General features: G+C 75.5%; 23 protein-coding genes. 12 read left to right on the top strand and 11 right to left on the bottom strand.

The window, feature by feature from the left end:
- Window positions 1-27 precede the first annotated feature (27 nt).
- Window positions 28-882 (top strand): spermidine synthase, encoded by an 855-nt coding sequence (locus AC3EUJ_RS23885; protein ID WP_431964574.1) that lies wholly within the window; start codon window positions 28-30, stop codon window positions 880-882.
- On the opposite strand, the gene AC3EUJ_RS23890 is transcribed toward AC3EUJ_RS23885, so the two are convergent.
- Together AC3EUJ_RS23890 and AC3EUJ_RS23895 are read right to left on the bottom strand one after the other, a co-directional pair.
- Window positions 822-2,156, bottom strand: a complete 1,335-nt coding sequence (locus AC3EUJ_RS23890) for an MFS transporter (protein ID WP_431964576.1) — start codon at window positions 2,154-2,156, stop codon at window positions 822-824. The two genes, AC3EUJ_RS23885 and AC3EUJ_RS23890, sit on opposite strands and share 61 nt — an antisense overlap.
- 72 nt (window positions 2,157-2,228) lie before the next feature.
- On the bottom strand, window positions 2,229-3,194 hold the full coding sequence (locus tag AC3EUJ_RS23895) for a DUF8017 domain-containing protein (protein WP_431964578.1): 966 nt from the start codon (window positions 3,192-3,194) through the stop codon (window positions 2,229-2,231).
- Between the two features lie 442 nt (window positions 3,195-3,636).
- Here AC3EUJ_RS23895 and AC3EUJ_RS23900 point away from each other — a divergent pair, with 442 nt between their 5' ends.
- A complete protein-coding gene (locus AC3EUJ_RS23900; protein ID WP_431964580.1) occupies window positions 3,637-4,293 on the top strand; it encodes a DedA family protein in 657 nt (218 codons plus the stop codon).
- A gap of 19 nt (window positions 4,294-4,312) precedes the next feature.
- Here the strand turns inward: AC3EUJ_RS23900 and AC3EUJ_RS23905 are convergent, their stop codons facing one another.
- A complete protein-coding gene (locus AC3EUJ_RS23905; RefSeq protein WP_431964582.1) occupies window positions 4,313-4,846 on the bottom strand; it encodes a gamma carbonic anhydrase family protein in 534 nt (177 codons plus the stop codon).
- A gap of 56 nt (window positions 4,847-4,902) precedes the next feature.
- Here AC3EUJ_RS23905 and AC3EUJ_RS23910 point away from each other — a divergent pair, with 56 nt between their 5' ends.
- The 3 genes from AC3EUJ_RS23910 (at window position 4,903) to AC3EUJ_RS23920 (ending at window position 7,793) form a co-directional block, all read left to right on the top strand.
- Entirely contained in the window at window positions 4,903-5,823 is a 921-nt protein-coding gene (locus AC3EUJ_RS23910; protein WP_431964584.1) for a pseudouridine-5'-phosphate glycosidase, read from the top strand.
- A 40-nt stretch (window positions 5,824-5,863) separates the two neighbouring features.
- Window positions 5,864-6,640, top strand: a complete 777-nt coding sequence (locus AC3EUJ_RS23915) for an acyltransferase (protein WP_431964586.1) — start codon at window positions 5,864-5,866, stop codon at window positions 6,638-6,640.
- A 79-nt stretch (window positions 6,641-6,719) separates the two neighbouring features.
- Window positions 6,720-7,793: an NAD(P)/FAD-dependent oxidoreductase gene (locus AC3EUJ_RS23920; protein WP_431964588.1), complete on the top strand. Its 1,074-nt coding sequence runs from the start codon at window positions 6,720-6,722 to the stop codon at window positions 7,791-7,793.
- Between the two features lie 18 nt (window positions 7,794-7,811).
- On the opposite strand, the gene AC3EUJ_RS23925 is transcribed toward AC3EUJ_RS23920, so the two are convergent.
- Entirely contained in the window at window positions 7,812-8,312 is a 501-nt protein-coding gene (locus AC3EUJ_RS23925; RefSeq protein ID WP_431964738.1) for a helix-turn-helix domain-containing protein, read from the bottom strand.
- Between the two features lie 547 nt (window positions 8,313-8,859).
- Between AC3EUJ_RS23925 and AC3EUJ_RS23930 the strand changes: the two genes are divergently transcribed.
- Together AC3EUJ_RS23930 and AC3EUJ_RS23935 are read left to right on the top strand one after the other, a co-directional pair.
- Window positions 8,860-9,417 carry a YbaK/EbsC family protein gene (locus tag AC3EUJ_RS23930; RefSeq protein ID WP_431964590.1) on the top strand — a complete coding sequence of 186 codons (558 nt, stop codon included), beginning with the start codon at window positions 8,860-8,862 and terminating at the stop codon, window positions 9,415-9,417.
- On the top strand, window positions 9,414-10,235 hold the full coding sequence (locus AC3EUJ_RS23935) for a GNAT family N-acetyltransferase (RefSeq protein ID WP_431964592.1): 822 nt from the start codon (window positions 9,414-9,416) through the stop codon (window positions 10,233-10,235). The genes AC3EUJ_RS23930 and AC3EUJ_RS23935 overlap by 4 nt, the downstream gene beginning before the upstream one ends.
- On the opposite strand, the gene AC3EUJ_RS23940 is transcribed toward AC3EUJ_RS23935, so the two are convergent.
- The gene (locus tag AC3EUJ_RS23940; protein ID WP_431964594.1) at window positions 10,210-10,743 is read right to left on the bottom strand and encodes a GNAT family N-acetyltransferase; all 534 of its coding nucleotides are present in this window, start codon (window positions 10,741-10,743) and stop codon (window positions 10,210-10,212) included. The genes AC3EUJ_RS23935 and AC3EUJ_RS23940 overlap by 26 nt on opposite strands.
- A gap of 57 nt (window positions 10,744-10,800) precedes the next feature.
- Here AC3EUJ_RS23940 and AC3EUJ_RS23945 point away from each other — a divergent pair, with 57 nt between their 5' ends.
- Window positions 10,801-10,944 carry a hypothetical protein gene (locus AC3EUJ_RS23945; RefSeq protein WP_431964596.1) on the top strand — a complete coding sequence of 48 codons (144 nt, stop codon included), beginning with the start codon at window positions 10,801-10,803 and terminating at the stop codon, window positions 10,942-10,944.
- A gap of 93 nt (window positions 10,945-11,037) precedes the next feature.
- On the opposite strand, the gene AC3EUJ_RS23950 is transcribed toward AC3EUJ_RS23945, so the two are convergent.
- A complete protein-coding gene (locus AC3EUJ_RS23950; RefSeq protein ID WP_431964598.1) occupies window positions 11,038-11,445 on the bottom strand; it encodes a CoA-binding protein in 408 nt (135 codons plus the stop codon).
- 72 nt (window positions 11,446-11,517) lie between these two features.
- Between AC3EUJ_RS23950 and AC3EUJ_RS23955 the strand changes: the two genes are divergently transcribed.
- A complete protein-coding gene (locus tag AC3EUJ_RS23955) occupies window positions 11,518-12,147 on the top strand; it encodes a YigZ family protein (protein ID WP_431964600.1) in 630 nt (209 codons plus the stop codon).
- A 180-nt stretch (window positions 12,148-12,327) separates the two neighbouring features.
- Here the strand turns inward: AC3EUJ_RS23955 and AC3EUJ_RS23960 are convergent, their stop codons facing one another.
- Both AC3EUJ_RS23960 and AC3EUJ_RS23965 read right to left on the bottom strand, forming a co-directional pair.
- Window positions 12,328-13,284, bottom strand: coding sequence for a tellurite resistance/C4-dicarboxylate transporter family protein (locus AC3EUJ_RS23960; protein WP_431964602.1), 957 nt, complete (start codon window positions 13,282-13,284; stop codon window positions 12,328-12,330).
- 32 nt (window positions 13,285-13,316) lie between these two features.
- The gene (locus AC3EUJ_RS23965; RefSeq protein ID WP_431964604.1) at window positions 13,317-13,466 is read right to left on the bottom strand and encodes a hypothetical protein; all 150 of its coding nucleotides are present in this window, start codon (window positions 13,464-13,466) and stop codon (window positions 13,317-13,319) included.
- 327 nt (window positions 13,467-13,793) lie between these two features.
- Here AC3EUJ_RS23965 and AC3EUJ_RS23970 point away from each other — a divergent pair, with 327 nt between their 5' ends.
- Window positions 13,794-14,954, top strand: a complete 1,161-nt coding sequence (locus AC3EUJ_RS23970) for an exonuclease SbcCD subunit D (protein WP_431964606.1) — start codon at window positions 13,794-13,796, stop codon at window positions 14,952-14,954.
- Window positions 14,954-17,956 carry an AAA family ATPase gene (locus tag AC3EUJ_RS23975; RefSeq protein ID WP_431964608.1) on the top strand — a complete coding sequence of 1,001 codons (3,003 nt, stop codon included), beginning with the start codon at window positions 14,954-14,956 and terminating at the stop codon, window positions 17,954-17,956. Before AC3EUJ_RS23970 ends, AC3EUJ_RS23975 begins: the two co-directional genes overlap by 1 nt.
- Here the strand turns inward: AC3EUJ_RS23975 and AC3EUJ_RS23980 are convergent.
- Window positions 17,921-18,370, bottom strand: a complete 450-nt coding sequence (locus tag AC3EUJ_RS23980; RefSeq protein WP_431964610.1) for an Lrp/AsnC family transcriptional regulator — start codon at window positions 18,368-18,370, stop codon at window positions 17,921-17,923. The genes AC3EUJ_RS23975 and AC3EUJ_RS23980 overlap by 36 nt on opposite strands.
- A 93-nt stretch (window positions 18,371-18,463) precedes the next feature.
- Between AC3EUJ_RS23980 and AC3EUJ_RS23985 the strand changes: the two genes are divergently transcribed.
- Window positions 18,464-18,979, top strand: a complete 516-nt coding sequence (locus AC3EUJ_RS23985) for a rhodanese-like domain-containing protein (protein ID WP_431964612.1) — start codon at window positions 18,464-18,466, stop codon at window positions 18,977-18,979.
- A gap of 18 nt (window positions 18,980-18,997) precedes the next feature.
- On the opposite strand, the gene AC3EUJ_RS23990 is transcribed toward AC3EUJ_RS23985, so the two are convergent.
- The gene (locus AC3EUJ_RS23990; RefSeq protein WP_431964613.1) at window positions 18,998-19,804 is read right to left on the bottom strand and encodes an ATP-grasp domain-containing protein; all 807 of its coding nucleotides are present in this window, start codon (window positions 19,802-19,804) and stop codon (window positions 18,998-19,000) included.
- Between the two features lie 42 nt (window positions 19,805-19,846).
- Entirely contained in the window at window positions 19,847-20,389 is a 543-nt protein-coding gene (locus tag AC3EUJ_RS23995; protein ID WP_431964615.1) for a GNAT family N-acetyltransferase, read from the bottom strand.
- Window positions 20,390-20,606 lie beyond the last annotated feature (217 nt).

Here is a 20,606-nt window from a genome sequence, read left to right on the forward strand (position 1 = left end):
CCCCGCGCGTGCTGGGAGAATTGCCGTGTGCAGGACGACGAACGCATACCCGTTACCCAGGACGTGGACTTCGGCGCGGCCAGGCTCCTGCCGGACGTGGACCGGCCGGCCGGCTGGCTGCTCACCGTCGAGGGGGCCCCGCAGTCGTACGTGGACCTCGACGACCCCACCTACCTGGAGTTCGAGTACGCGCGGCGCCTCGCCCACGTGCTGGACGAGGCCGCGCCCGAGGGCACGCCGCTCGACGTGGTGCACCTGGGCGGCGGCGCCCTGACGCTGCCCCGCTACACCGCCGCGACCCGGCCCGGCTCGCGGCAGAGGGTCGTGGAGGCCGACCGGGCGCTCGCCGCGCTGGTCGCCACCCGGCTCCCGCTCGGTCCGTGCGGCGACGGCGTGGCGATCACGACGGACGACGCCCGTGCCTGGCTCGAGGGCGCCCCGGACGCCTCGGCGGACGTCGTCGTGGCGGACGTCTTCGGCGGTTCACGGGTGCCGGCGCACCTGACCTCGTACGAGTTCCTCACCGAGGCGGCCCGGGTGCTGCGCCACGGCGGGCTGTACCTGGCGAACCTCGCCGACTCGGCGCCCTTCGGCTTCCTGCGGCCGCAGATCGCGGGCCTGCGCGAACTGTTCGGCGAGGTGTGCCTGATCGCCGAGCCCGGGGTGCTGCGGGGCCGCCGCTTCGGCAACACCGTGCTGGCCGCGAGCCGCGCCCCGCTGCCGGTGGACCGGATCGCGCGGCGCACCGCTTCCGACGTCTTCCCGGCCCGGGTGGTGGACGGCGACGCGCTGGAGGTGTTCGGCCGGGGGGCACGGCCGGTCTACGACAAGGACGCGGTGCCCTCGCCGATCCCGCCCGACGGTTCCTTCGGCGTCGGCTGACCGCCCCGGGCGACCGTCCGTCCGGCCTCGGGGTCGTCGACGCGCCGCAGCCGCCGCACCTCGGGCAGGGTGAGCACCGCTCCCGTGAGCAGCACCGTCAGTCCCGCGCAACCCCACAACGCCCCGTACAGGCCGAGGGCGTCGGCGGCCGGGCCCGCCAGGGCCGTGCCGATGGGCATCATGGAGACCGAGCCGAACCAGTCGTAGGCCGCCACACGGGAGAGCTTGTCCTCGGGGATCTCCTGGTGCAGCGCCATCATCCAGGCCACGCCGAACACCTCGATCGACAGGCCCGCGACCAGCATCGCGCAGGCCAGCAGCGGCACCGGGAGCGCCAGGGCCAGCGCGGCGGCGGGCAGCGAGAACGGGAAGACGCAGAGCACCCCGGCGAGCAGGATGCGGCGCGGCCGCCAGCGGAGCATCAGCAGGCCGCCCAGCAGGTTCCCGACGCCGAACGCGGCCAGGGCCGCGCCCCACGGCCCGGCGCCGCCGAGGTGCTCCCGGGCGACGAGCGGCCCGTACACGGCGTCGGCGGCCGTGATCACGGCGTTGACGACCGAGAACTGCACCACGATGCCCCACAGCCAGCGCCGCGAGACGAACTCCCGCCAGCCCTCGCGCAGATCGCCCAGCAGACCGCCGCCGCGCCGCTCCGCGCGGTCGCGCAGCGCCGCCGGGGACACCCGCAGCAGCGCGCGCAGTCCCGCCGCCACCGCGAAGCACGTCGCGTCCACCGCCAGCACCCAGCCCGGTCCCGCGAGGGCGACCAGCGCCCCGGCGAGCGCGGCACCGCCGACGTTCGCCCCGTTGACACCGAGCCGGAACACCGCGAAGGCGCGGCTCGCGTGGGCCGTGTCGACGGTCGACAGCAGCATGCCCTCGTTGGCGGGGGCGAAGAAGGCCTGCCCGGTGCCGCCCAGCGCGGAGAGCACCGCCATGTGCCAGATCTCGGCCCGGCCGGTCAGGACCAGGACCGCGAACAGGCCCTGCGAGACCGTGTTGAGGCAGTTGGCCGCGACCATGACCCGGTGCCGCGGCAGGCGGTCCGCGACCGCGCCGCCGATGAGCAGGAAGACGACCAGCGGCACCGTGCGCGCGGCGGCGACCAGGCCGATCTCCGTACCGCCGCCACCGGCCTGCAGGACCGCGAACGCCGACGCGACGACGGCGCCGGAGGCACCGAGCCCGGTCACGAAGGCGGAGGCGGCCAGGAGCCGGAAGTTGCGGCCGGCCCAGTCCGGGAAGCGCGGCCGGTGGGAGACGTCGCGTATCACCAGGGGACTATCGTCGCCGGGCCGGTCTTTGGCAAACCGGTTTCCGGGCCGGCGGCGGGGTGGGCTGCGACCTCAGCCGACCAGCCGGACGCTGTCGCGGACCTTCGCCACCGTTCCGGCGTCGAGCGCGCCCGCGTAGCCGCTGTCCACGATCATCAGCCAGGACCGGACCTCCTTGTCCCTGCCGAGGAAGGTGAAGCTGTACGAGGTGCCGTCGGCCGCGCACTTGCCCTTCATGCCGGTCGCGCGCGTCGAGGCGACCCAGCCCCGCACGCCCTGGGCGTTGGTGTAGGCACGGGGAGCGGTCTCGGTGAGTTTGGTGCCGCCCTCCTTCTTGTACTTGCCGTACGCCCAGTTGTAGGACTCGTTGGCGGCCTCGGTCTTCAGGCTCTTGGCGCCCTTGCCGCCCTTCACGCCCGCGAGGCCGCGCTCGTCGGTGCCGCACCACTTCTCGTCGAGGACGGCCGCGCCACCGGTGACGACGCGGTTGTTGTCCCACTCGTAGCCGATGAGCAGGCCCTGCGGCTTGACCGTCCAGTCCTTGGGGACGTCGTAGGCGACGCCCATGTCACTGCGCACGACGGTCTGCCAGCCGGGGACGACCGGTTCGACGGTGTCCTCGCCGGGGTTGCCACGGGCGTCGTCCGGGCCCGGGCCCTCCTCGCCCGACGTCGCCGAGGGCGGGGGGGCGGTGGAGTCCGGGGCGCTCTCGGAGGCGGCCGGCGAGGCGCTGACGGACGGCCCCGCCTGCGGGCTCTCTTCGCCGCCGTTGAGCTTCACGGCGGCCAGCACACCGGCGGCGACCACCGCCACGGCGGCCACCACCGACACCGCGATCGCCGCGCCCCGCCGCCCGCCGGGCGGCTTCGGCACCCCAGGCCCCGGCGGCGGCCCCCACATCTGCGGTGGCTGCTGGTAGGCGGGGTGCTGCTGCGGCTGGTGCGGGGAGGGCTGCTGCTGGTGCCCCCACTGGGGCTGGTTCTGCGGGGGCTGCTGCGGATCCTGCCGTCCCCCCGGCTGCTGCTGTCCTGGCCACATGGCTCGAAACACTAGGGGCTGAGCGGTCGCGGTTCCACGGAAGCGTTGATTACTTGCTGGTAACATCCGGCCATGTCCGAGACGTCGGGGATCGGTCCGTCCAGCGGGCGTGCCGCGCCGACGCCCCCGCCGCGAGGAGCGCACGCGACTCCTCGCGGCCGCGGGTCTGCAGGGCACGGCAGTTGGGGCACGGCGCGACCAAGGGCCGGAACCCGTGGCCGCGGAGCAACAGTTCGCCGCCGACCCCGCCGGCTCCTGCCTCGCGCGCACGGGCTCGGCAACGGCTGTGACCTCAGCCACGTGGACCCTCCCGCATCCCGGTGCCCGGCGCGGTGGCCGACGCGGGCGGCACGGGGGGTGCGCCCGGTCGGCTACGCTGCAACGACGTGCGCGCGTGTGCGCGCCGACCGACATCCGACCGCCCGAGGGGGAGGAAGCGGCCTTGCACGTCCAGGAGTGGCTCGGCACGATCCCGCCGGTCAGCGTCTACCTGCTGGTGGGCCTCGTGATCGGCCTGGAGAGCCTGGGCATCCCGCTGCCGGGCGAGATCATCCTCGTCAGCTCCGCCCTGCTGGCCTCCCAGGGGCACGTGGACCCGTGGGTGGTGGGCGTCTGCGCCTCGGCCGGGGCGATCGTGGGCGACTCGATCGGCTATGCCATCGGCCGCCGCGGCGGGCGGCCGCTGCTGGACCGCCTGGGGCGGCGCTTCCCCAAGCACTTCTCACCGGCGCACATCGCGACCGCCGAGGCGTCGTTCACGCGCTGGGGCATGTGGGCGGTGTTCTTCGGGCGCTTCGTGGCGCTGCTGCGGATCTTCGCGGGCCCGCTGTCGGGCGTGCTGAAGATGCCGTACTGGAAGTTCCTCACCGCCAACGTCCTCGGCGGCATCGTGTGGGCGGGCGGCACCACGGCCGTCATCTATTACGTGGGCATCGTCGCCGAGCCGTGGCTCAAGCGCTTCTCGTGGCTCGGCCTGGTGGCCGCCGTGCTGATCGGGCTCGGCTCCTTCCTCATCGTGCGCCGCCGGGCCAAGGCCGCGGCGCAGGCCCACGAGGCCGCGCCCGAGGCGGACGCCGTGGCGGCGGTCACCACCGACTGAGCGGCCGGGTCCGGGGCGGTCAGTCCCGGGCGAAGGCGGCCCGGTGGGCGTCGGCGAGACCGACGTAGTGCTCGGCGTTGATCCGCACCATCTCCCGCTCTTCCGAGGTGAGCCCACGGCGCACCTTCGCCGGTACGCCCGCCACCAGCGAGCCCGGGGGCACCCGCATCCCCTGGGGGACGAGCGCGCCCGCCGCGACGAGCGAGCCGGTGCCGATGTGCGCGCCGTTGAGGACCGTCGCGCCCATGCCCACCAGCACGTCGTCCTCGACGACGCAGCCGTGCAGCACCGCGTTGTGGCCCACCGTGACGCCCGCGCCGATCACCGCCGGGAAACCGGGGTCGGCGTGCACCGTGGAGTTGTCCTGGATGTTGCTCCCCGCGCCGACGCTGATCGACTCGCAGTCGCCGCGCAGCACCGCGTGGTACCAGACGCTCGCGCCGGCCGCCATCGTCACGTCGCCCAGCACCACCGAGGTCGGCGCGGTGAATGCGGCGGGGTCCAGCCGGGGCGTGCGTCCGGCGACGTCCGCGATCAAGGCTCTGTCCGTCATGGGGATCACCGTAGTCCGGTGATTGCGCCGATCGCGTGGCGGGTAGCGCGTACTGCGTGCTGAAGTTCTCCGACGAAGTGATCATCGCGCTGGAAACCGGTACCCCGGTCGTCGCCCTGGAGTCGACGATCATCTCCCACGGTCTGCCCCGCCCCCGCAACCACGAGGTGGCGCTGGAGCTCGAGGCCGCCGTGCGCGAGGCCGGCGCCGTCCCCGCGACGATCGCGGTGCTGGACGGTGTGCCGTGCATCGGGCTCGACGGGAAGGGCCTGGAGCGCGTCGCCGGCGACGAGGGGATGCGCAAGCTCGGCCACCGCGACCTGCCCGTCGCCGTCGCCACCGGCGCCAGCGGCGCCACCACCGTCTCGGCCACGGCCTTCCTCGCCGCCCGCGCCGGGCTGCGGGTCTTCGCCACCGGCGGACTGGGCGGTGTGCACCGCGGCTGGACCGAGGAGCAGGACGAGTCCGCCGACCTGCGGCTGCTCGCCGGCACCCGGATCACCGTCGTGTGCGCCGGTGTGAAGTCGATCCTCGACGTGCCCGCCACCCTGCAGCGACTGGAGACCCTCGGCGTCACCGTCGTGGGCTACGGGACGACCGAGTTCCCCGGCTTCTACCTCAGCAGCTCGGGGCAGCCCGTGGACTGGACGGTCCGCACACCCGACGAGGCCGCCCGCGTCATGGCCGCCCAGGACGACCTCGACGGCCCGCCCTCCGCCGTGATCCTCGCCAACCCGTTGCCGCAGGACGAGCAACTCGACCCGGCGCTGCACGACCGCGTGCTGGCGCAGGCACTGGCCGCCGCCGAACGCGAGGGCGTCACCGGGCAGGCCGTCACACCGTTCCTCCTCGGGCACCTCGTCGAGCACACCGGCGGGGCCAGCCTGGAGGCGAACCTCGCCGCGGTGCGCGGCAACGTCCGCCTCGCCGCCAAGGTCGCCGTCGCGTGGGCGGAACGCGGCGCACATCACATCTGATCGCCCGGCCGCGCCCCCGCCCCCTCGGTACGGTGAGCGGGTGCCGAAGAACGAGAACCTGTTCTCCTCCGCGGCGGCTTGGCGCCGCCGCGCCGTCTCGCGCCTGGTGCACCGGGGCTGGCGGTGGGTCCAGAGCGCGGGCGCCGTCTCCGCCGACCGCCCCGGCCCGCTTCGCTTCGGCCGGATCGGCGCGGGCACCCGGCTGGCGTTCCCGCAGGGGACGATCTTCGGCGAGCGGTGGATCCACCTCGGCGAGTGCTGCATCATCGGCGAACAGGTCACCCTGACGGCCGGGATGATGCCCGGCCTCGACCTCGGACCCGACCCCGTCGTCCGGCTCGGCAACGGCGTCGTCCTCGGCCGCGGCAGCCACGTCATCGCCTCCCGGCCGGTCGTGTTCGGCGACGACGTCTTCTGCGGGCCGTACGTGTACGTCACGAGCGACAACCACTCCTACGACGACCCGCACGAGCCGATCGGCCGGCAGTGGCCGCGTTCGGCGCCCGTCGAGATCGGGTCGGGGAGCTGGCTCGGCGCCGGCGCGGTGATCCTGCCGGGGGCGCGGATCGGGCGGAACGTCGTCGTCGCGGCGGGGGCCATCGTGCGGGGCGAGGTCCCCGACCACTCGGTGGTGGCGGGCGCGCCGGCCCGGGTCGTCCGGCGCTGGACGCCCGAGCGGGGCTGGGAGCCGCCGCTGCGCACCCCGGCGCCGCGGCCGATCCCCGCCGGCGCGACGCACCAGCAGCTGGCCGCGCTCGCGGGGCTGGAGCCGGAACTCCTCGCGGGGCTGGAGCAGAAGCTCACCTCCGAGGCCTGACCGGACGGCCGTCCGGCGCTTCTTGCCGAATCGGCATGGAACTTTGCCCCCCGCCGGCGGCCGGGGCGATCGTGCCACCATGGACGAGAACAAGAGCGACAGCAGCGACAACGGCCTCGGGGCGCCGGGCGGGGTGTGGGACGTGGTGGTCGTCGGGGGAGGAGCGGCCGGACTGTCCGGCGCGCTGACCCTGGCACGGGTACGGCGGTCGGTACTGGTGATCGACGCGGGCGAGCCCCGCAACGCCCCGGCCGCCGCGGCGCACGGACTGCTGGGACGCGACGGCATCGCCCCGCTGGAACTGCTGCGGAAGGGGCGGGAGGAGGTCGCCTCCCACGGCGGCCGCGTCGTGGCCGGCCGCGTCACGGGCATCCACCGCGACGGCGGTCACTTCGTCGTCGAGTGCGGGGACGGGCGGCGGGCGGCGGCCCGGCGGGTGCTGGTGACCTCCGGCCTGGTCGACGAGCTGCCGGACCTGCCGGGACTCGCGGAGCGGTGGGGCAGGGACGTGGTGCACTGCGTGTTCTGCCACGGCTGGGAGGCCCGGGACACCGCCATCGGGGTCCTCGGGAGCTTCCACCAGGCCCTGCTGTTCCGGCAGTTGTCCGAGGACGTGACGCTGTTCCTGGGCCCCGGCACTGATCTGACGCATGATCAGTGGGAACAACTCGCCGGACTGGGTGTCGGCGTGGTCGAGGGCGCCGTGAGCGGTCTGGAGACCGACGGCGCGGACCGGCTGGCGGGGGTGCGCCTGGACTCCGGGCACGTGGTGCCCGTCCGCGTGCTCGCGGTCGCCCCGCGCTTCACGGCCCGGGCGTCCTTCCTCGGCGACCTCGGTCTGGCGGTGCGGGAACATCCCGCGGGCTTCGGGGAGTACCTCGCGGTGGACGCCTCCGGCTTCACGGGTGTCGACGGCGTGTGGGCCGCGGGGAACGTGAGCGACCTGATGGCGGGCGTTCCGGCCGCCGCCGCGGCCGGGACGACCGCGGCAGCGGCCGTCGTCATGGACCTGCTGGCGGCCGACGCCCGCGCGGCCGCCCGGGCGCGCGGGGCCGGCGACGCCGAGGTGTTCGGCGGACGGATGGAGGCGGAGGTGACGCGGCGCGTGCTCGGTACGCGAGCGCACGGCGTGGATCCACTGCAGGGGGCCTGACCCCCGGTCGCGCCGGTCTCAGGCGGTGCGGGCCCGCAGATGGGCCCGCTCGCCCTGCCGCCCGAACAGGACGAGCAGTTCGACGGGGTGCTCGCCGTCGGGGCCGAGCCAGTGCGGCACATGGGTGTCGAACTCGGCGGCCTCGCCCGGTTTGAGGACCACGCGCCGGTCGCCGAGGAGCAGCAGCAGACGGCCGGCCAGGACGTAGACCCACTCGAAGCCCTCGTGGGTCTTCAACTCGGGCTCCGTGCCCGGGAGCGGCGGGATCAGCAGCTTGTGCGCCTGGATCCCGCCCGGCCTGCTCAGCGGCACGTACGTCAGCCCGTCGCGGGTGACCGGCCGGAGGTGGATCCGGGGATCGCCGGTGCGGGGCGCGCCGACGAGTTCGTCCAGCGGCACCGCGTAAACCTCCGCCAGGGTCAGCAGCAGCTCCAGCGTCGGCTTGCGGCTGCCGCCCTCGAGACGGGACAGGGTGCTCTCGTTGATCCCCGTCCGCCCGGCCAGCTCCGCGAGCGTCATCCCGCGCCGGCGCCGCAGCTCCCGCAGCCGGGGCCCGACGGCGTCCAGCACCTCTTTCCTCGTGACTCCCACACACCCAGGTTGCCGAAACGGCACGGGGTATTGCAAACCCGGCAACCGGTGGGTGAGCCGGGGCGGCGCGAACGCCGCTGCCCGAGGGGGCGAGGGCGCGCGGCCGGATCGTGGGAACCGTTGGCCGCGACGCCCGCGGGGCCCGCGTCCCACAGCGACCCGGCGCGCTCCGCCGCGCAGAGACGGCGAGGGCCGCGGCCCGCGGCGACGTCGCGGGCGTGCCGGACGACCAGCGGTGGGAAGCGCCCGGTCACCGGCGCCGGACGCCTCCGCCGTCAGGGTCGTGAACACCGCTTGCCGCTGCGCCACCCCCACCGCGGTCGTGGCGACGCCGTCCGCGCCGGGTCCGCGGGCCGCACGGCGCCCGCGGCGTGGCAGCGGGACGGCGGGGACGACGCCGGCCGCCTCCGTCCTCGCCGTCCCAACCATGAGACGGCACGCCCGCCAACTCCCGGGATTTGTTAGCGTTCCGGACATGCGCGCACCCATCGGCACCTTCACCGACGTCCACCCCGCCGTGAAGCGGCAGGACCTGCTGCCGGCCCCCGTCGCCGCCGCACTGAGCGCCTGGAGCGGGCAGGTGCCCGTCGAGGAGCTGCTGCTGGTCGACACCGACCCCGAGAAGGCCGACACCGCGGTCTTCGCCGAGACGTACGGGGTCGGCCTGGAGCAGTCCGCGAACTGCGTGGTCGTCGCGGGCAAGCGCGGCGCGGAGGTCACGCTCGCCGCCTGCGTCGTCCTCGCCACCACGCGGGCCGACGTCAACGGCCTCGTGCGGCGTCACCTCGGCGTCCGCAAGGCCTCGTTCGCGCCGATGGACACCGCCGTGGGCGAGAGCGGCATGGAGTACGGCGGCATCACCCCGATCGGGCTGCCCGCCGCCTGGCCGCTGCTGGTGGACGCGTCGGTCGCGGACACCCCGTACGTGATCATCGGAAGCGGCCGCCGGCGCGGCAAGCTGCTCGTGCCCGGCAAGGCGCTGGCGTCGCTGCCCGGTGTGGAGCTGCTGGAAGGGCTGGGACTCCCCGCGTGACGGAGCTGCTGGACCGCCTGGAGCGCTACTACGACGCCGTGCCCCGCGCGGGCGCCCGCGCCGAGGAGCACGGACCGCTCACCCTCTTCGTGCGTGAGGGCGTCGGCTGGCCTTTCTACGCCCGCCCGGCGCTTGGTACGGACGGCCCCGTGGCCAGGGCCGACGTGGACCGGGTCCGGGCCCGCCAGCGCGAGTTGGGCGTCCCCGAGTGCTTCGAGTGGGTCGCGGAGACCACGCCCTCACTGCGCGAGGCGGCGCTGGCGTCCGGCCTCGATGTGCACGAGCACCCGCTGATGGTGCTCGATCCGCTCGCCCCGCCCCCGTTGCTGCCGGAACTCCCCGCGGACGTCAGCGTACGACTGCTCGCGCCCGGCGATCCGGCGCTGCCCACCGCGCTCACCGTCCCCCACCTGGCCTTCGCGCAGCCCGGCACGGGCATCGGCACCGCCGGGCGGGCGGAACTGTCCGCGGCGCTCCCGCTGCACGCCGCCCCGGGCCTCGTGGCGACCGCGGAGGCCCGCGTCCGGGCCGGCCTCACCGTGCACGCGGCGGCTGTCGAGGGCGGCACCGCGCTGTGCGCGGGCCAGTACAACCCCGTGGGCGAGGTCTGCGAGATCGTCGGCGTCGGCACCCTGCCCAGCGCCCGCCGCCGCGGGCTGGCCCTCGCGGTCACCGGCGCCCTCGTCGCCGACGCCCGCGAACGCGGGCTGACCACGGTGTTCCTCTCGGCCGGCGACGAGGACGTCGCCAGGATCTACGCCCGGCTCGGCTTCCACAGGGTCGCCACGGCGCTCATCGCGGAGCCGCCCCTCCGCTGACCCGCTCTCCGCCGGCCGGCCGCCGCGACAGGTCCAGCGACAGCGGGATCGAGTGCTCCGCGAAACCGAGGCTGCGGTACAGGGGTTCGGCCTCCGGGGTGGCGTGCAGATCGACCCGGGTCACGCCCTGCTCCGCGAACCACGCGAGCAGCGCCTCCGTCGTCGCCCGCGCGTACCCCAGGCCGCGGTGGCGGGTGTCGGTGCAGACGTTGAAGACGAAACCGAACCGGCCCGCCGGGTGCCCTGGCGCGGGCAGCCGCTCCTCGACCAGGCCCACCGCGCACGCCGCCAGGTGCGGCCCGTCCGCGACCGCGGGATCGCCGTCCACCACGAACGCCCCCAGCAACCGCCCACCGCCCCCGGCGAGCTGCTCGCGGGCCCGCTCCTCGGCGGCGGCCTCCCAGGGGCCGGGTTCGTCCCGGCCGCTCATGGCCAGGAAGATCAGCCGCCGCAGCCGTACCAGCTCGGCGGCGTCATCGGGTCGGGCAGGACGTACGAAACCGGGCATGTGCGCACGCTACAACAGGTGATCAGGCCGTACACAGCGGATTGACGGCGCATCCGCATGCCCGCCCCGGCAGGCGCCCGCCCCCCAGGCACGGTCGCCACACCCCTGCACTGGGCCGAACCGGACGACCCCGCCCTCGGCCCCCGCCGCTGGACCGCGCGGACCCTCCCGGACCGACTCGACAAGGACGGCGGCCCCTGAAAGGGGCTCGGCACCTGCCGCCGCGCCCTCGGTCCGGCACTGCGGCGGCCGGCGGAGCTGGAGGAGGCCGAGAAGCCCGGCGGCTGACGCCGGTTATCCGAGCCGGGGGATCTCGATCGCGGGGCAGCGGTCCATGACCATCAGCAGCCCCGCGTCCCGGGTGCGCTCGTACGCGGCCCCGTCGATCACGCCGAGCTGGTACCAGACGGCCTTCGCGCCGATCGCGACGGCCTCTTCCGCGACGGCGCCGGCCAGGCCGGAGTTGACGAAGACGTCCACCACGTCGACCGGGAACGGGATGTCGGCCAGTGAGGCGTAGCCCTGCTCGCCGTGCACGGTCTCGGCCTTCGGGTGCACCGGCACCACGCGCTTGCCGTAGCGCTGCAGCACCGCGGCGACGCCGTACGCCGCCCGCGAGGCGTTGTTGGACAGCCCCACCACCGCCCACGTGTTCCCGAGGCCGGTCAGGATCTCCCGCACCGCCGCGTCGTCCTCGTGCACGTCGTCCTCCCTCGATCCGGTCCGCAGCAGTCAACCAGAGGACGCACCTGACTGTTCCCGTAGGGTGGCGGGGTGGTGGAGCGGTATCTGACGATCGGGCGCGAGCACGTCCACGAGAGCGAGATCAAGCGCTCGCGGTTCCTGTGCGCCCTGGCGCCGGTCTCCAGTGAGGACGCGGCGCAGGAGTTCATCGCCCGCGTCCGCAAGGAGCACGCCGGGGCGACGCACAACTGCTTCGCGTACGTGATCGGCGCCGAGGGCCGGATCCACAAGGCGAGCGACGACGGGGAGCCGGGCGGCACCGCCGGCACCCCCATGCTGCAGGTGCTGCTGCGCCGTGAGGTCCGCGACGTCGTCGCCGTCGTCACCCGCTACTACGGTGGCATCCAGCTCGGCGCGGGCGGCCTGGTCCGCGCCTACGGGGGCGCGGTCTCGGCGGCGCTCGACGACCTCGGCACGATCGAACGGCAGAAGCTCGCCCTGGTCACCGTCGTCGCCGACCACCAGCGGGCCGGGCGCATCCAGAACGACCTGCGCGCCGCCGGGCGCGCCGTGCGCGGGGTCACCTACGGCGCGGTGGACGTGCGTATCGAGCTGGGCGTGCCGGAGGAGGAACTGGCCGCATTCCGGACCTGGCTCGCCGACGCCTCCGCAGGGACCGCGCGCGTCGAGGTGTCGGGCAGCGCCTTCGTGGACGTGTGACCGGGTCCGGGCCCGGAAGGCGGTGCTCCGAGGAAGTGGCCGGCCTCGGTCAACCGCCGCCCGGGGCCGCGCCCCCGATGTCCCGGCAGCAGCCGTATCCGGTCGATCCACTGTTCCGAGCCTCGCGCGGGCCGCGGCTCGGCGCCCGGATCGCCGACCGCCGGGCCGGGCAGCACGTGGTCATCGCGGGCGCCCAGGGCACCGGCGCTGCGCCGAACGCCACCAGGCGCGGGCCGCCCCGGCCGCCGTCAGCAGCCAGACGGCGACCGCGAGCCACAGCAGGGCACGCCCCAGTTCGTCGAGGACGGGAAGGGCGGCGGCGTCCGCCACGACCAGGCTCGCCACCGCCGTCATCCCGAGCGGGAACACCGTGGCCCAGCGCCGGACGTCGTAGCGGGTGCGCGGCCACCGCGCCTCGGCGTACGCAAGCACCGGGAACCACAGCAGGCTCGCCGCGAGCAGGACCAGGCTCACCGTGCGCAGCGTCCCGTGCAGGCCGGGCGCCCACCCCAGGGGGCCGCGGGGATCGGCGGCGATCGTCAGCTTGGCGGCGGCGAGCGCGCTGATCGACAGCGCCCCGCCCGCGACCCAGTGGTCGCCCGCGCCCGAGCGGACCTCCCGCAGGTCGAAACGGGCCAGCGCCATGCCGTACAGCACCAGGCCGAGGAGGAAGAGCGAGAGGCCCGCCTGGCACAGCCACGGCAGCCGGTCCGGCACCGCGAGGGTGCCCGCGCCGACGGCCAGGCCCTCCGTCGCCACGCACACCAGGAAGACGGCACCCTGCAAGCCCCGTTCCCAGCGCCGGAGCACCGGCACGAGGAGCAGCGGCCAGAGTACCGCCGACAGCGTCAGCGCGACCGCCGCGGCCTCCTGCCACCCCTGCAGGGACAGACACGTGCCGAGCACACAGGTGGCCGCCACGCCCGTCAGTCCGGCAGGCGTCGACGCCTCCCGCCACCACCGCTCCCGGCCCCGGGCAAGCCGTGCGACGAACACGCCCGCGCACACCGCCCACACCGCCACGGCCAGGGCGAGCGCCGCCAGCGCGGCCCCCTCGTGCCCGGTCAGCCGCAGCCCGGCGGAGAGGATACCGGTCGCCATGACGGCCGCCCCGGCCGCGGGTGTGAGTGCGTGCACCGCCCCACGGTGGGGTCTCGCCCGGCGGCCGGTCACCCGCACACGCCGGGGTTCGCCCGTCCGGGAGCTCGGACCGCGGCCATGACGCCGGTGACCTTGCCGATGTGGTGGATCGTGGCGACATCGAGTGGCGCACCGAGCCGGCACAGCACGCGGGCCCCGCGCAGTACGCGCTCCCGCACTTCCGCCGCCGCCTCGCGCGACCTCGCGGCGCAGGGCGGTGTCGCAGGCCCGCCACACCAGGCCCATGCCGCCGCCAGTCGTTCCAGCGGTTCGAAGCGGCCGTCGATCAGTCGCCTGCCGGAGTCGCCCGCGTCATGGCGGTCATCGTACGGCTGGGCGGGGACACGGCTTGACCGACCTTGCCCGAGTTCGGACTCCCGCGACGCGCTGTCAGTGGTGCCGGATAGCCTGCTCTCGGAGCGCACGGGACCGGTGGGGACACCGGGGCCCGTGCGGAGCATGCGGAAAGCGAGCCGGAGGAACGACATGCGGGCGGGAGAGCCACGGTGAGGTTGCTGCACACCTCCGACTGGCATCTGGGGCGGTCCTTCCACCGGGTCGGACTGCTCGACGCCCAGGCGGCGTTCATCGACCACCTGGTGGCGACGGTGCGGGCGGAGCGCGTCGACGCCGTCCTCGTCGCCGGTGACGTCTACGACCGGGCGCTGCCGTCGCTGCCCGCCGTCGAGCTCTTCGACGACGCGCTGCACCGGCTCGCGGCCCTCGGCGTGCCCACGGTGATGATCTCCGGCAACCACGACTCCGCCCGCCGGCTGGGCGTGGCCTCCGGCCTGATCGACCGCGCCGGGATCCACCTGCGGACCGACCCGGCCGGCTGCGCCACGCCGGTCGTGCTGGCCGACGGGCACGGGCCGGTCGCCCTGTACGGCCTGCCCTACCTCGAACCCGCCCTGGTGCGTGAGGAGTTCACTCTCGACCGGGCCGGGCACGCCGAGGTGCTGAACGCCGCCATGACGCGGGTCCGCGCCGACCTGGCCGCGCGCCCCGCGGGCACCCGCTCGGTCGTGCTGGCGCACGCCTTCGTCGCGGGCGGCGCCCCCAGCGACAGCGAGCGGGACATCACGGCCGGCGGCGTGGCGGCCGTGCCCGCGGGGGTCTTCGACGGCGTCGATTACGTGGCCCTCGGCCACCTCCACGGCAGCCAGACGATCTCCGACCGGGTGCGCTACTCCGGCTCGCCGCTCGCGTACTCCTTCTCCGAGGCCGACCACCGCAAGAGCATGTGGCTGGTCGACCTCGGCCCCGACGGCTCCGTGGCCGCCGAGCGGGTCGACTGTCCCGTGCCCCGGCCGCTGGCCCGGCTCCGTGGCCGCCTCGAGGAACTCCTCGAGGATCCGGCGCACGAACGGCACGAGAACTCCTGGGTCGAGGCCACCCTCACCGACCCGCACCGTCCGCACGAGCCCATGGCCCGCCTGCGCAAGCGGTTCCCGCACGCCCTGGCCCTGGCCTTCGAGCCCGAACGCGTCGACGCCGGCCCCCACGCCTCGTATGCGCAGCGCCTGCGCGGCCGCTCCGACCGGCAGATCGCCGAGGACTTCGTGGCCCACGTGCGCGGCGCCGGGCCTGATGCCGCGGAGCGGGGTGTCCTGCGGGACGCCTTCGACGCGGTCCGCAACGATGCCGTACGGGCGGAGACCGACTGATGCGCCTGCACCGTCTGACCCTGACCGCCTTCGGGCCGTTCGCCGGCAGCCACACGGTGGACTTCGACGAGCTGGCCGCGGCCGGGCTGTTCCTGCTGCACGGCGCGACGGGCGCCGGCAAGACCTCCGTCCTCGACGGGGTGTGCTTCGCCCTGTACGGCGGCGTCCCCGGCAGCCGGCAGGGCAACCGGCTGCGCAGCGACCACGCCGATCAGGACACGCTCACCGAGGTCGTGCTCGACCTGACCGTGCGCGGGCGGCGGCTGGAGATCACCCGGCGCCCCGAGCAGCCCCGCCCCAAGAAGCGCGGCACCGGCTTCACGATGGAGAAGGCCGTCACCCTGCTGCGCGAGCACACGGCGGGGCAGTGGAGGGCGCTCAGCAAGTCCCACCAGGAGGCGGGCGAGGAGCTGAAGCAGCTCATCGGCATGAGCAGGGAGCAGTTCTGCCAGGTCGTGCTGCTGCCCCAGGGCGAGTTCGCCACCTTCTTGCGGGCCACCGCCACCGACCGGGCCGCCCTGCTCGGCAAGCTCTTCGACACCCGCCGCTTCAAGGCCGTCGAGGAGTGGCTGAGGGCCGAGCGGCGGGCCGCGGAGCAGCGGGTCGCCGCCGGGGACGACGAACTGCTGCGGCTCGCCGAGCGCATGGGCCAGGCCGCCGGCGACGACCCCGAGGCCCTTGCCGGGCCGTTGCCGGAGGGCGTCGCGCCCGGCGACCCCGAACTGGCCCCGCACATCCTGCGCTGGGCGGCCGTCCTGGCCACCACCGCCCGTGAACGCGCCGACATCGCCGACCTCGCGGTGACCGCCGCGGAGAGTGCGCACGAGCGGGTCCAGCGCGAGGCCGAGGCGGTACGCGAACTCGCCGTACGGCAGCGCCGGCACGCCGCGGCCGAACGCCGTGCCCACGACTTGGCCGGCGAGCGCGAGGCCCGCGCCCGCGAACAGGAGCTGCTGGAGACGGCGGAGCGGGCCGCGAGCGTGGCGCCGGCGCTGGAGCGGCGCGAGCGTGCCGCCGCCCGGCAGGCGCGTGCCGCCGCCGCGGAGCGCACCGCCCGCGCGGGCCTGCCCGCCGAGCAGTACGAGGCGGGCGCCGAACAGCTCGCGGAGTACGAGAACCGGCTCCGCGAGGAGCTGGGCGGCCTCGCCGACGCAGGCCGGGACGAGCAGCGCGCCGCCGAACTGGCCCGCGAACGCGGACGCGTGGAGCGCGAGGCGGCTGAGGACGAGCGGCTGATCGCCGACACGGCCGCCTGGCTCGACGGCTGGGAGGCCGAACGCCTCGGCCGCGAACGCGCCGTGGACGCCGCCCAGTCCGCCGCCACCCGCGCCGCCGAGCTCTCCGGGGCCCTCGACCGGGCCCGCCGCCGCCTCGACGCCGCCCGCGAACGCGACACCCACGCCACCGCGTTGCTCGCCGCGCAGAACCGGCTGCGCACGGCGCGCGACGCGGCCGCCGACGCCCGCGACCACTGGCAGGACGTCCGCGAGGCCCGCATCAACGGCATCGCCGCCGAACTGGCCGCGCAGCTCAGCCCCGGCGAGGGCTGTCTGGTCTGCGGGGCCACCGAGCACCCGCACCCCGCCCGTCCCACCGGCCGCCAGGTGGGCCGCGCCGACGAGGAGGCCGCGCAGGAGGCCCAGCAGCGGGCCGCCGCCGCCCGCGATGCCGCGCAGGAGCAGGTCGTACGCCTCACCGCGGCCCACGACGCGGCCCTGGCCGTCGCGGGGCCCGAGCCGGAGCCCGAACTCGCCGCCGCCCACGACGCGCTGGAGGAGGAGTACGCGGCGGCCGTGCGTGCCGCCGCGGAAGCGCCGCAGGCGCGCCAGGCGCTCGACCGGGCCCTCGCCGAGCACACCCGCCGCAGCGCCGATCGCGTCGAGGCCGGGAACCGGCTCGCGTCTCTCACCACCCGCCGCGAACTCCTCGACCGGGAGGACGCCGAGCTCACCGCCCGGCTGGCGCGGGCCCGTGGCCCGTACGCCACCGTCGCCGAGCGCCGCGCCCGGCTCGCGGCGGACGCCGAGCGCGCGGCGACCGCCGCCGGGGCGGCCCGCGCCGGGCAGGAGTCCGCCCGCGCGCTGAAGGAGGCCGACTCCGACCTGGCCGACGCCGCCTACAAGGCCGGTTTCCCCACGCCCGAGGCGGCGGCCGCCGCCGTGCTGCAGGAGACGGAACTGCGGCGGCTGCGGCGGCGAGCGGAGGAGTGGCGCCGCGAGGAGGCCGCGGTCACCGCCGAACTCACCGCCCTGGACCTGGCCGAGGCGGCCGCGCTGCCCCCGGCCGACCCCGAAGCGGCCCGGCGGGCCGTGGAGTCCGCCACCGCGCGGCTGCGCGAGGCCGCCGCCCGCCAGTCCGCCGCGCACACCACCCGCGACGCCCTCGGCCGGCTGCGGGCGGAGGCACTGCGCGGGACCAGGGCGCTCGCCCCGGCCCGCGAGGAGTACGCGCGGCTGCGGCGTCTCGCCGACCTGGCTACCGGAGCCGGGGAGAACACGCTCCGCATGGAGCTGGAGACCTACGTTCTCGCCGCCCGGCTGGAACAGGTCGCGGCCGCGGCCAGCGCCCGGCTGCACCGCATGTCCTCGGGGCGCTACACCCTCGTCCACACCGACGCCCGCGCCTCACGCAACGTCAAGTCGGGCCTGGGACTGATGGTCGTGGACGCCTGGACGGGCACCGAGCGCGACACCGCCACACTCTCCGGCGGCGAGACCTTCTTCGCCTCCCTGGCCCTCGCCCTCGGTCTCGCGGACGTCGTCACGGACGAGGCGGGCGGCGCCCGCCTCGACACGCTCTTCGTCGACGAGGGCTTCGGCAGCCTCGACGAGCAGGCCCTGGACGAGGTGCTCGACGTCCTCGACGGGCTGCGCGAACGGGACCGCGCCGTCGGCATCGTCAGCCACGTCGCGGAGCTCCGGCAGCGCGTACCCGCCCAGTTGCAGGTCGTCAAGGGGCAGCGGGGGTCAGCCCTGCGCCACCGCACGGCGGGCGAGCGGTGAGGAGTAGACCACGCTCGTCGTCACCGAGCCCAGGCCCGAGACACGGCCGGTGATCTCCTCCAGGTGACGCATCGAACGGGCGGTGACCTTCATGATGAAGCAGTCGTCCCCCGTCACATGGTGGGCCTCCAGGATCTCCGGGGTCGACTCCAGCAGATCGTGGAAGGGCTTGTAGTTGCCGTGCGGGTAGCGCAGCCGGACGAACGCCAGGATCGGGCGGCCGGTCCGCTCCAGGTCCACCACGGCCGTGTATGCCGTGATCACGCCCGCCTCCTCCAGCCGCCGGACCCGTTCGGTGACGGCGCTCGGGGACATCGCCACGGTACGCGCCAGCTCGGCGTAGCCGGCCCGGCCGTTGCGCTGCAGGGCGTCCAGGATGCGCCAGTCGGTGGCGTCGAGGGAATCCACGGTCATATCCCCTGACTACCAGGGAAATCCCCGGCCGGGAAGGCTTACGCCGGGGAACGGCCCTTCGAGTGGCGGCGCGCGGCTCATAGGCTTGCCGCCATGACGACACGGACAGCTCCAGCGACCACCCCCGCCCCCGTCGACAACCCCGTGCTGCGGGTGCCGCCCGCCGCGCCGGCCGAGGCCGCCGCGTACTTCGCCGCGAGCCTCGCCTTCCACGCCGACGTGTCCGACGTCGCGGCCGCCCTCGCCACGGCGGCGGAGACGGGCGCCGGCCCCGGCTTCGTCGTCGTCGACTCCCGCTCCACCCAGGCCTGGGAGCAGGGTCATGTCCCCGGCGCCGTCCACCTGCCCACCGCGGACGTCCCGCGGCTCGCCGCGGCCCTCCTCGACCGCGACGTGCCCGTCGTCGTGTACTGCTGGGGCCCCGGCTGCAACGGCGCCACCCGCGCCGCGCACGCCCTGGCGAGCGCCGGCTACCGGGTCAAGGAGATGCTCGGCGGCATGGAGTACTGGATCCGCGAGGGCTTCGCCCATGAGACGGCGGACGGCGCGCAGCGGCGCCCCGCCGACCCGTTGACCGCGCCCGTGGGCGCGGACGACTGCGGCTGCTGAGGCCGCCGCGGGGCGGCCTCAGCGGACGACGGTGACGGCCGGGCGCAGGAACCGGCGGTCCTCCGCCCCGAAGCCGGCGAGCGGCGCCGCCGCCCGCAGGACGACGTCCAGCGCGGCGTCGGCGTCGCAGGCGTAATGCCCGCTCGCCCAGGCCGCGTTGGCCTCGACCACCGCCCAGCCGTCCGCGGTGCTGCCGACGTCCACCACGACCGCGCCGGGCAGTTCCGGCACGCCGGGTGCGAACAGCCGCCCGGCGAAGCCCCGTACCTCGCCCGCCAGCGGGTCGTCGTCCAGCGGCGCCACGTCCAGGCGACCGCCGGTCGCGTAACGGCTGCCCGTCACCACCTCGCCGTCCAGCAGGAACAGCCGGTACTCGGCGGTGAACGCCACGATGTCGCTCACCAGCACGGGAGCGTCGTCGTCCACCGCGTCAGGACCGGGCAGGCCGCTGCCGTCGGGGTACACACGGGCCGGGAAGCTCTTGTCGTTCGGCGGCTTCACGAAAGCGGGCCTGCGCAGCCCGCGGGCCTCCGCCAGGGTCGTGAACTCCACCTCCCGCCCGGTCAGTTCGTACGGCAGCCGGGCCAGCCAGTCCGCGTCCGCCTCCAGCAGCCCCAGGCCCAGGTCCGTCGCCACGGCGTCGGCGAACAGCGGCCCCGCGTACAGCGACGGGCCCACCGCGTCCGCCGCGTCCTGCGGCACCCGCCACGTGGGGAGGGTGCGCGTCGCCATGCCGCGCCGGTGGGCGGCCGCGGCCAGCGCGTGGCCCGTGGCGGTCACACGGGGCGAGAGGAAGAGGGTCCGGGTCGGGGGCACGGTGTTCACGGCCCCGATGGTGGCGGAACCGGCAGGCCCCGCGACAGCGAATTACGCCGGCACACCCCGGCCGACCGGTCGCAACTCGTACGCCCACTGGGCGTCCCGGTCCGCGACCCGCCCGAAACCGGCCCGCTCCAGCACCCGTTGTGAGGCGTGGTTGCCCGGGTCGGTGGTCGCCAGCACGGTGCGCACCTCGGCACGGCTCAGCGCCCACCGGGACAGCACCAGAACGGCGTCCGTCGCCCAGCCGGCGCCGCGCGCGGACTCCGACAGGTCGTAGCCGATCTCCACCAGGCCGTCCGCGGCGGACGGCGGGCCGTGGAAGCCGATGCCGCCGAGCGCGAGCCCGTCGTCCGACCGCTGTATCACGAACAGCCCCCACCCCGGGGCGTACACCCCGGCGGCCGCCGCGATCGTCGACATCCCGGCCGCGATGATCGTGCCCTCGCCCGGCCCGCCGTCGATCCACGCCAGCCCGGCCGGCTTGCCGTCCGCCAGCTGCGCCGACTCATCCGGCAACTGCTCCCTCAGCGCCACCCGCCCGTGCGTCAGCACGAGCCGGCCCTCTTCCCGCGAAGCGTTCGGAATCATCCGTGCAACACCCCCATCCACCTCACCCTATCCACCCCGGCCGGCCCGCACGCCCGGGTCCCGCCGCCATCGGTGCTCAGGGTGGGTGCCACCCGCGGAGGCGCATTGCCGGGGCGCCGCGGCGGAAGAGCTCCCGCACAGGGTCGGCGGCGTGGGCCGCGAGAAATGCCGGGTCCCGATCGGTCGCGTCCCTCTGACGGTCCGCCCCGCACCCGCG

The sequence above is a fragment of the Actinacidiphila sp. bgisy160 genome, assembly GCF_057707815.1.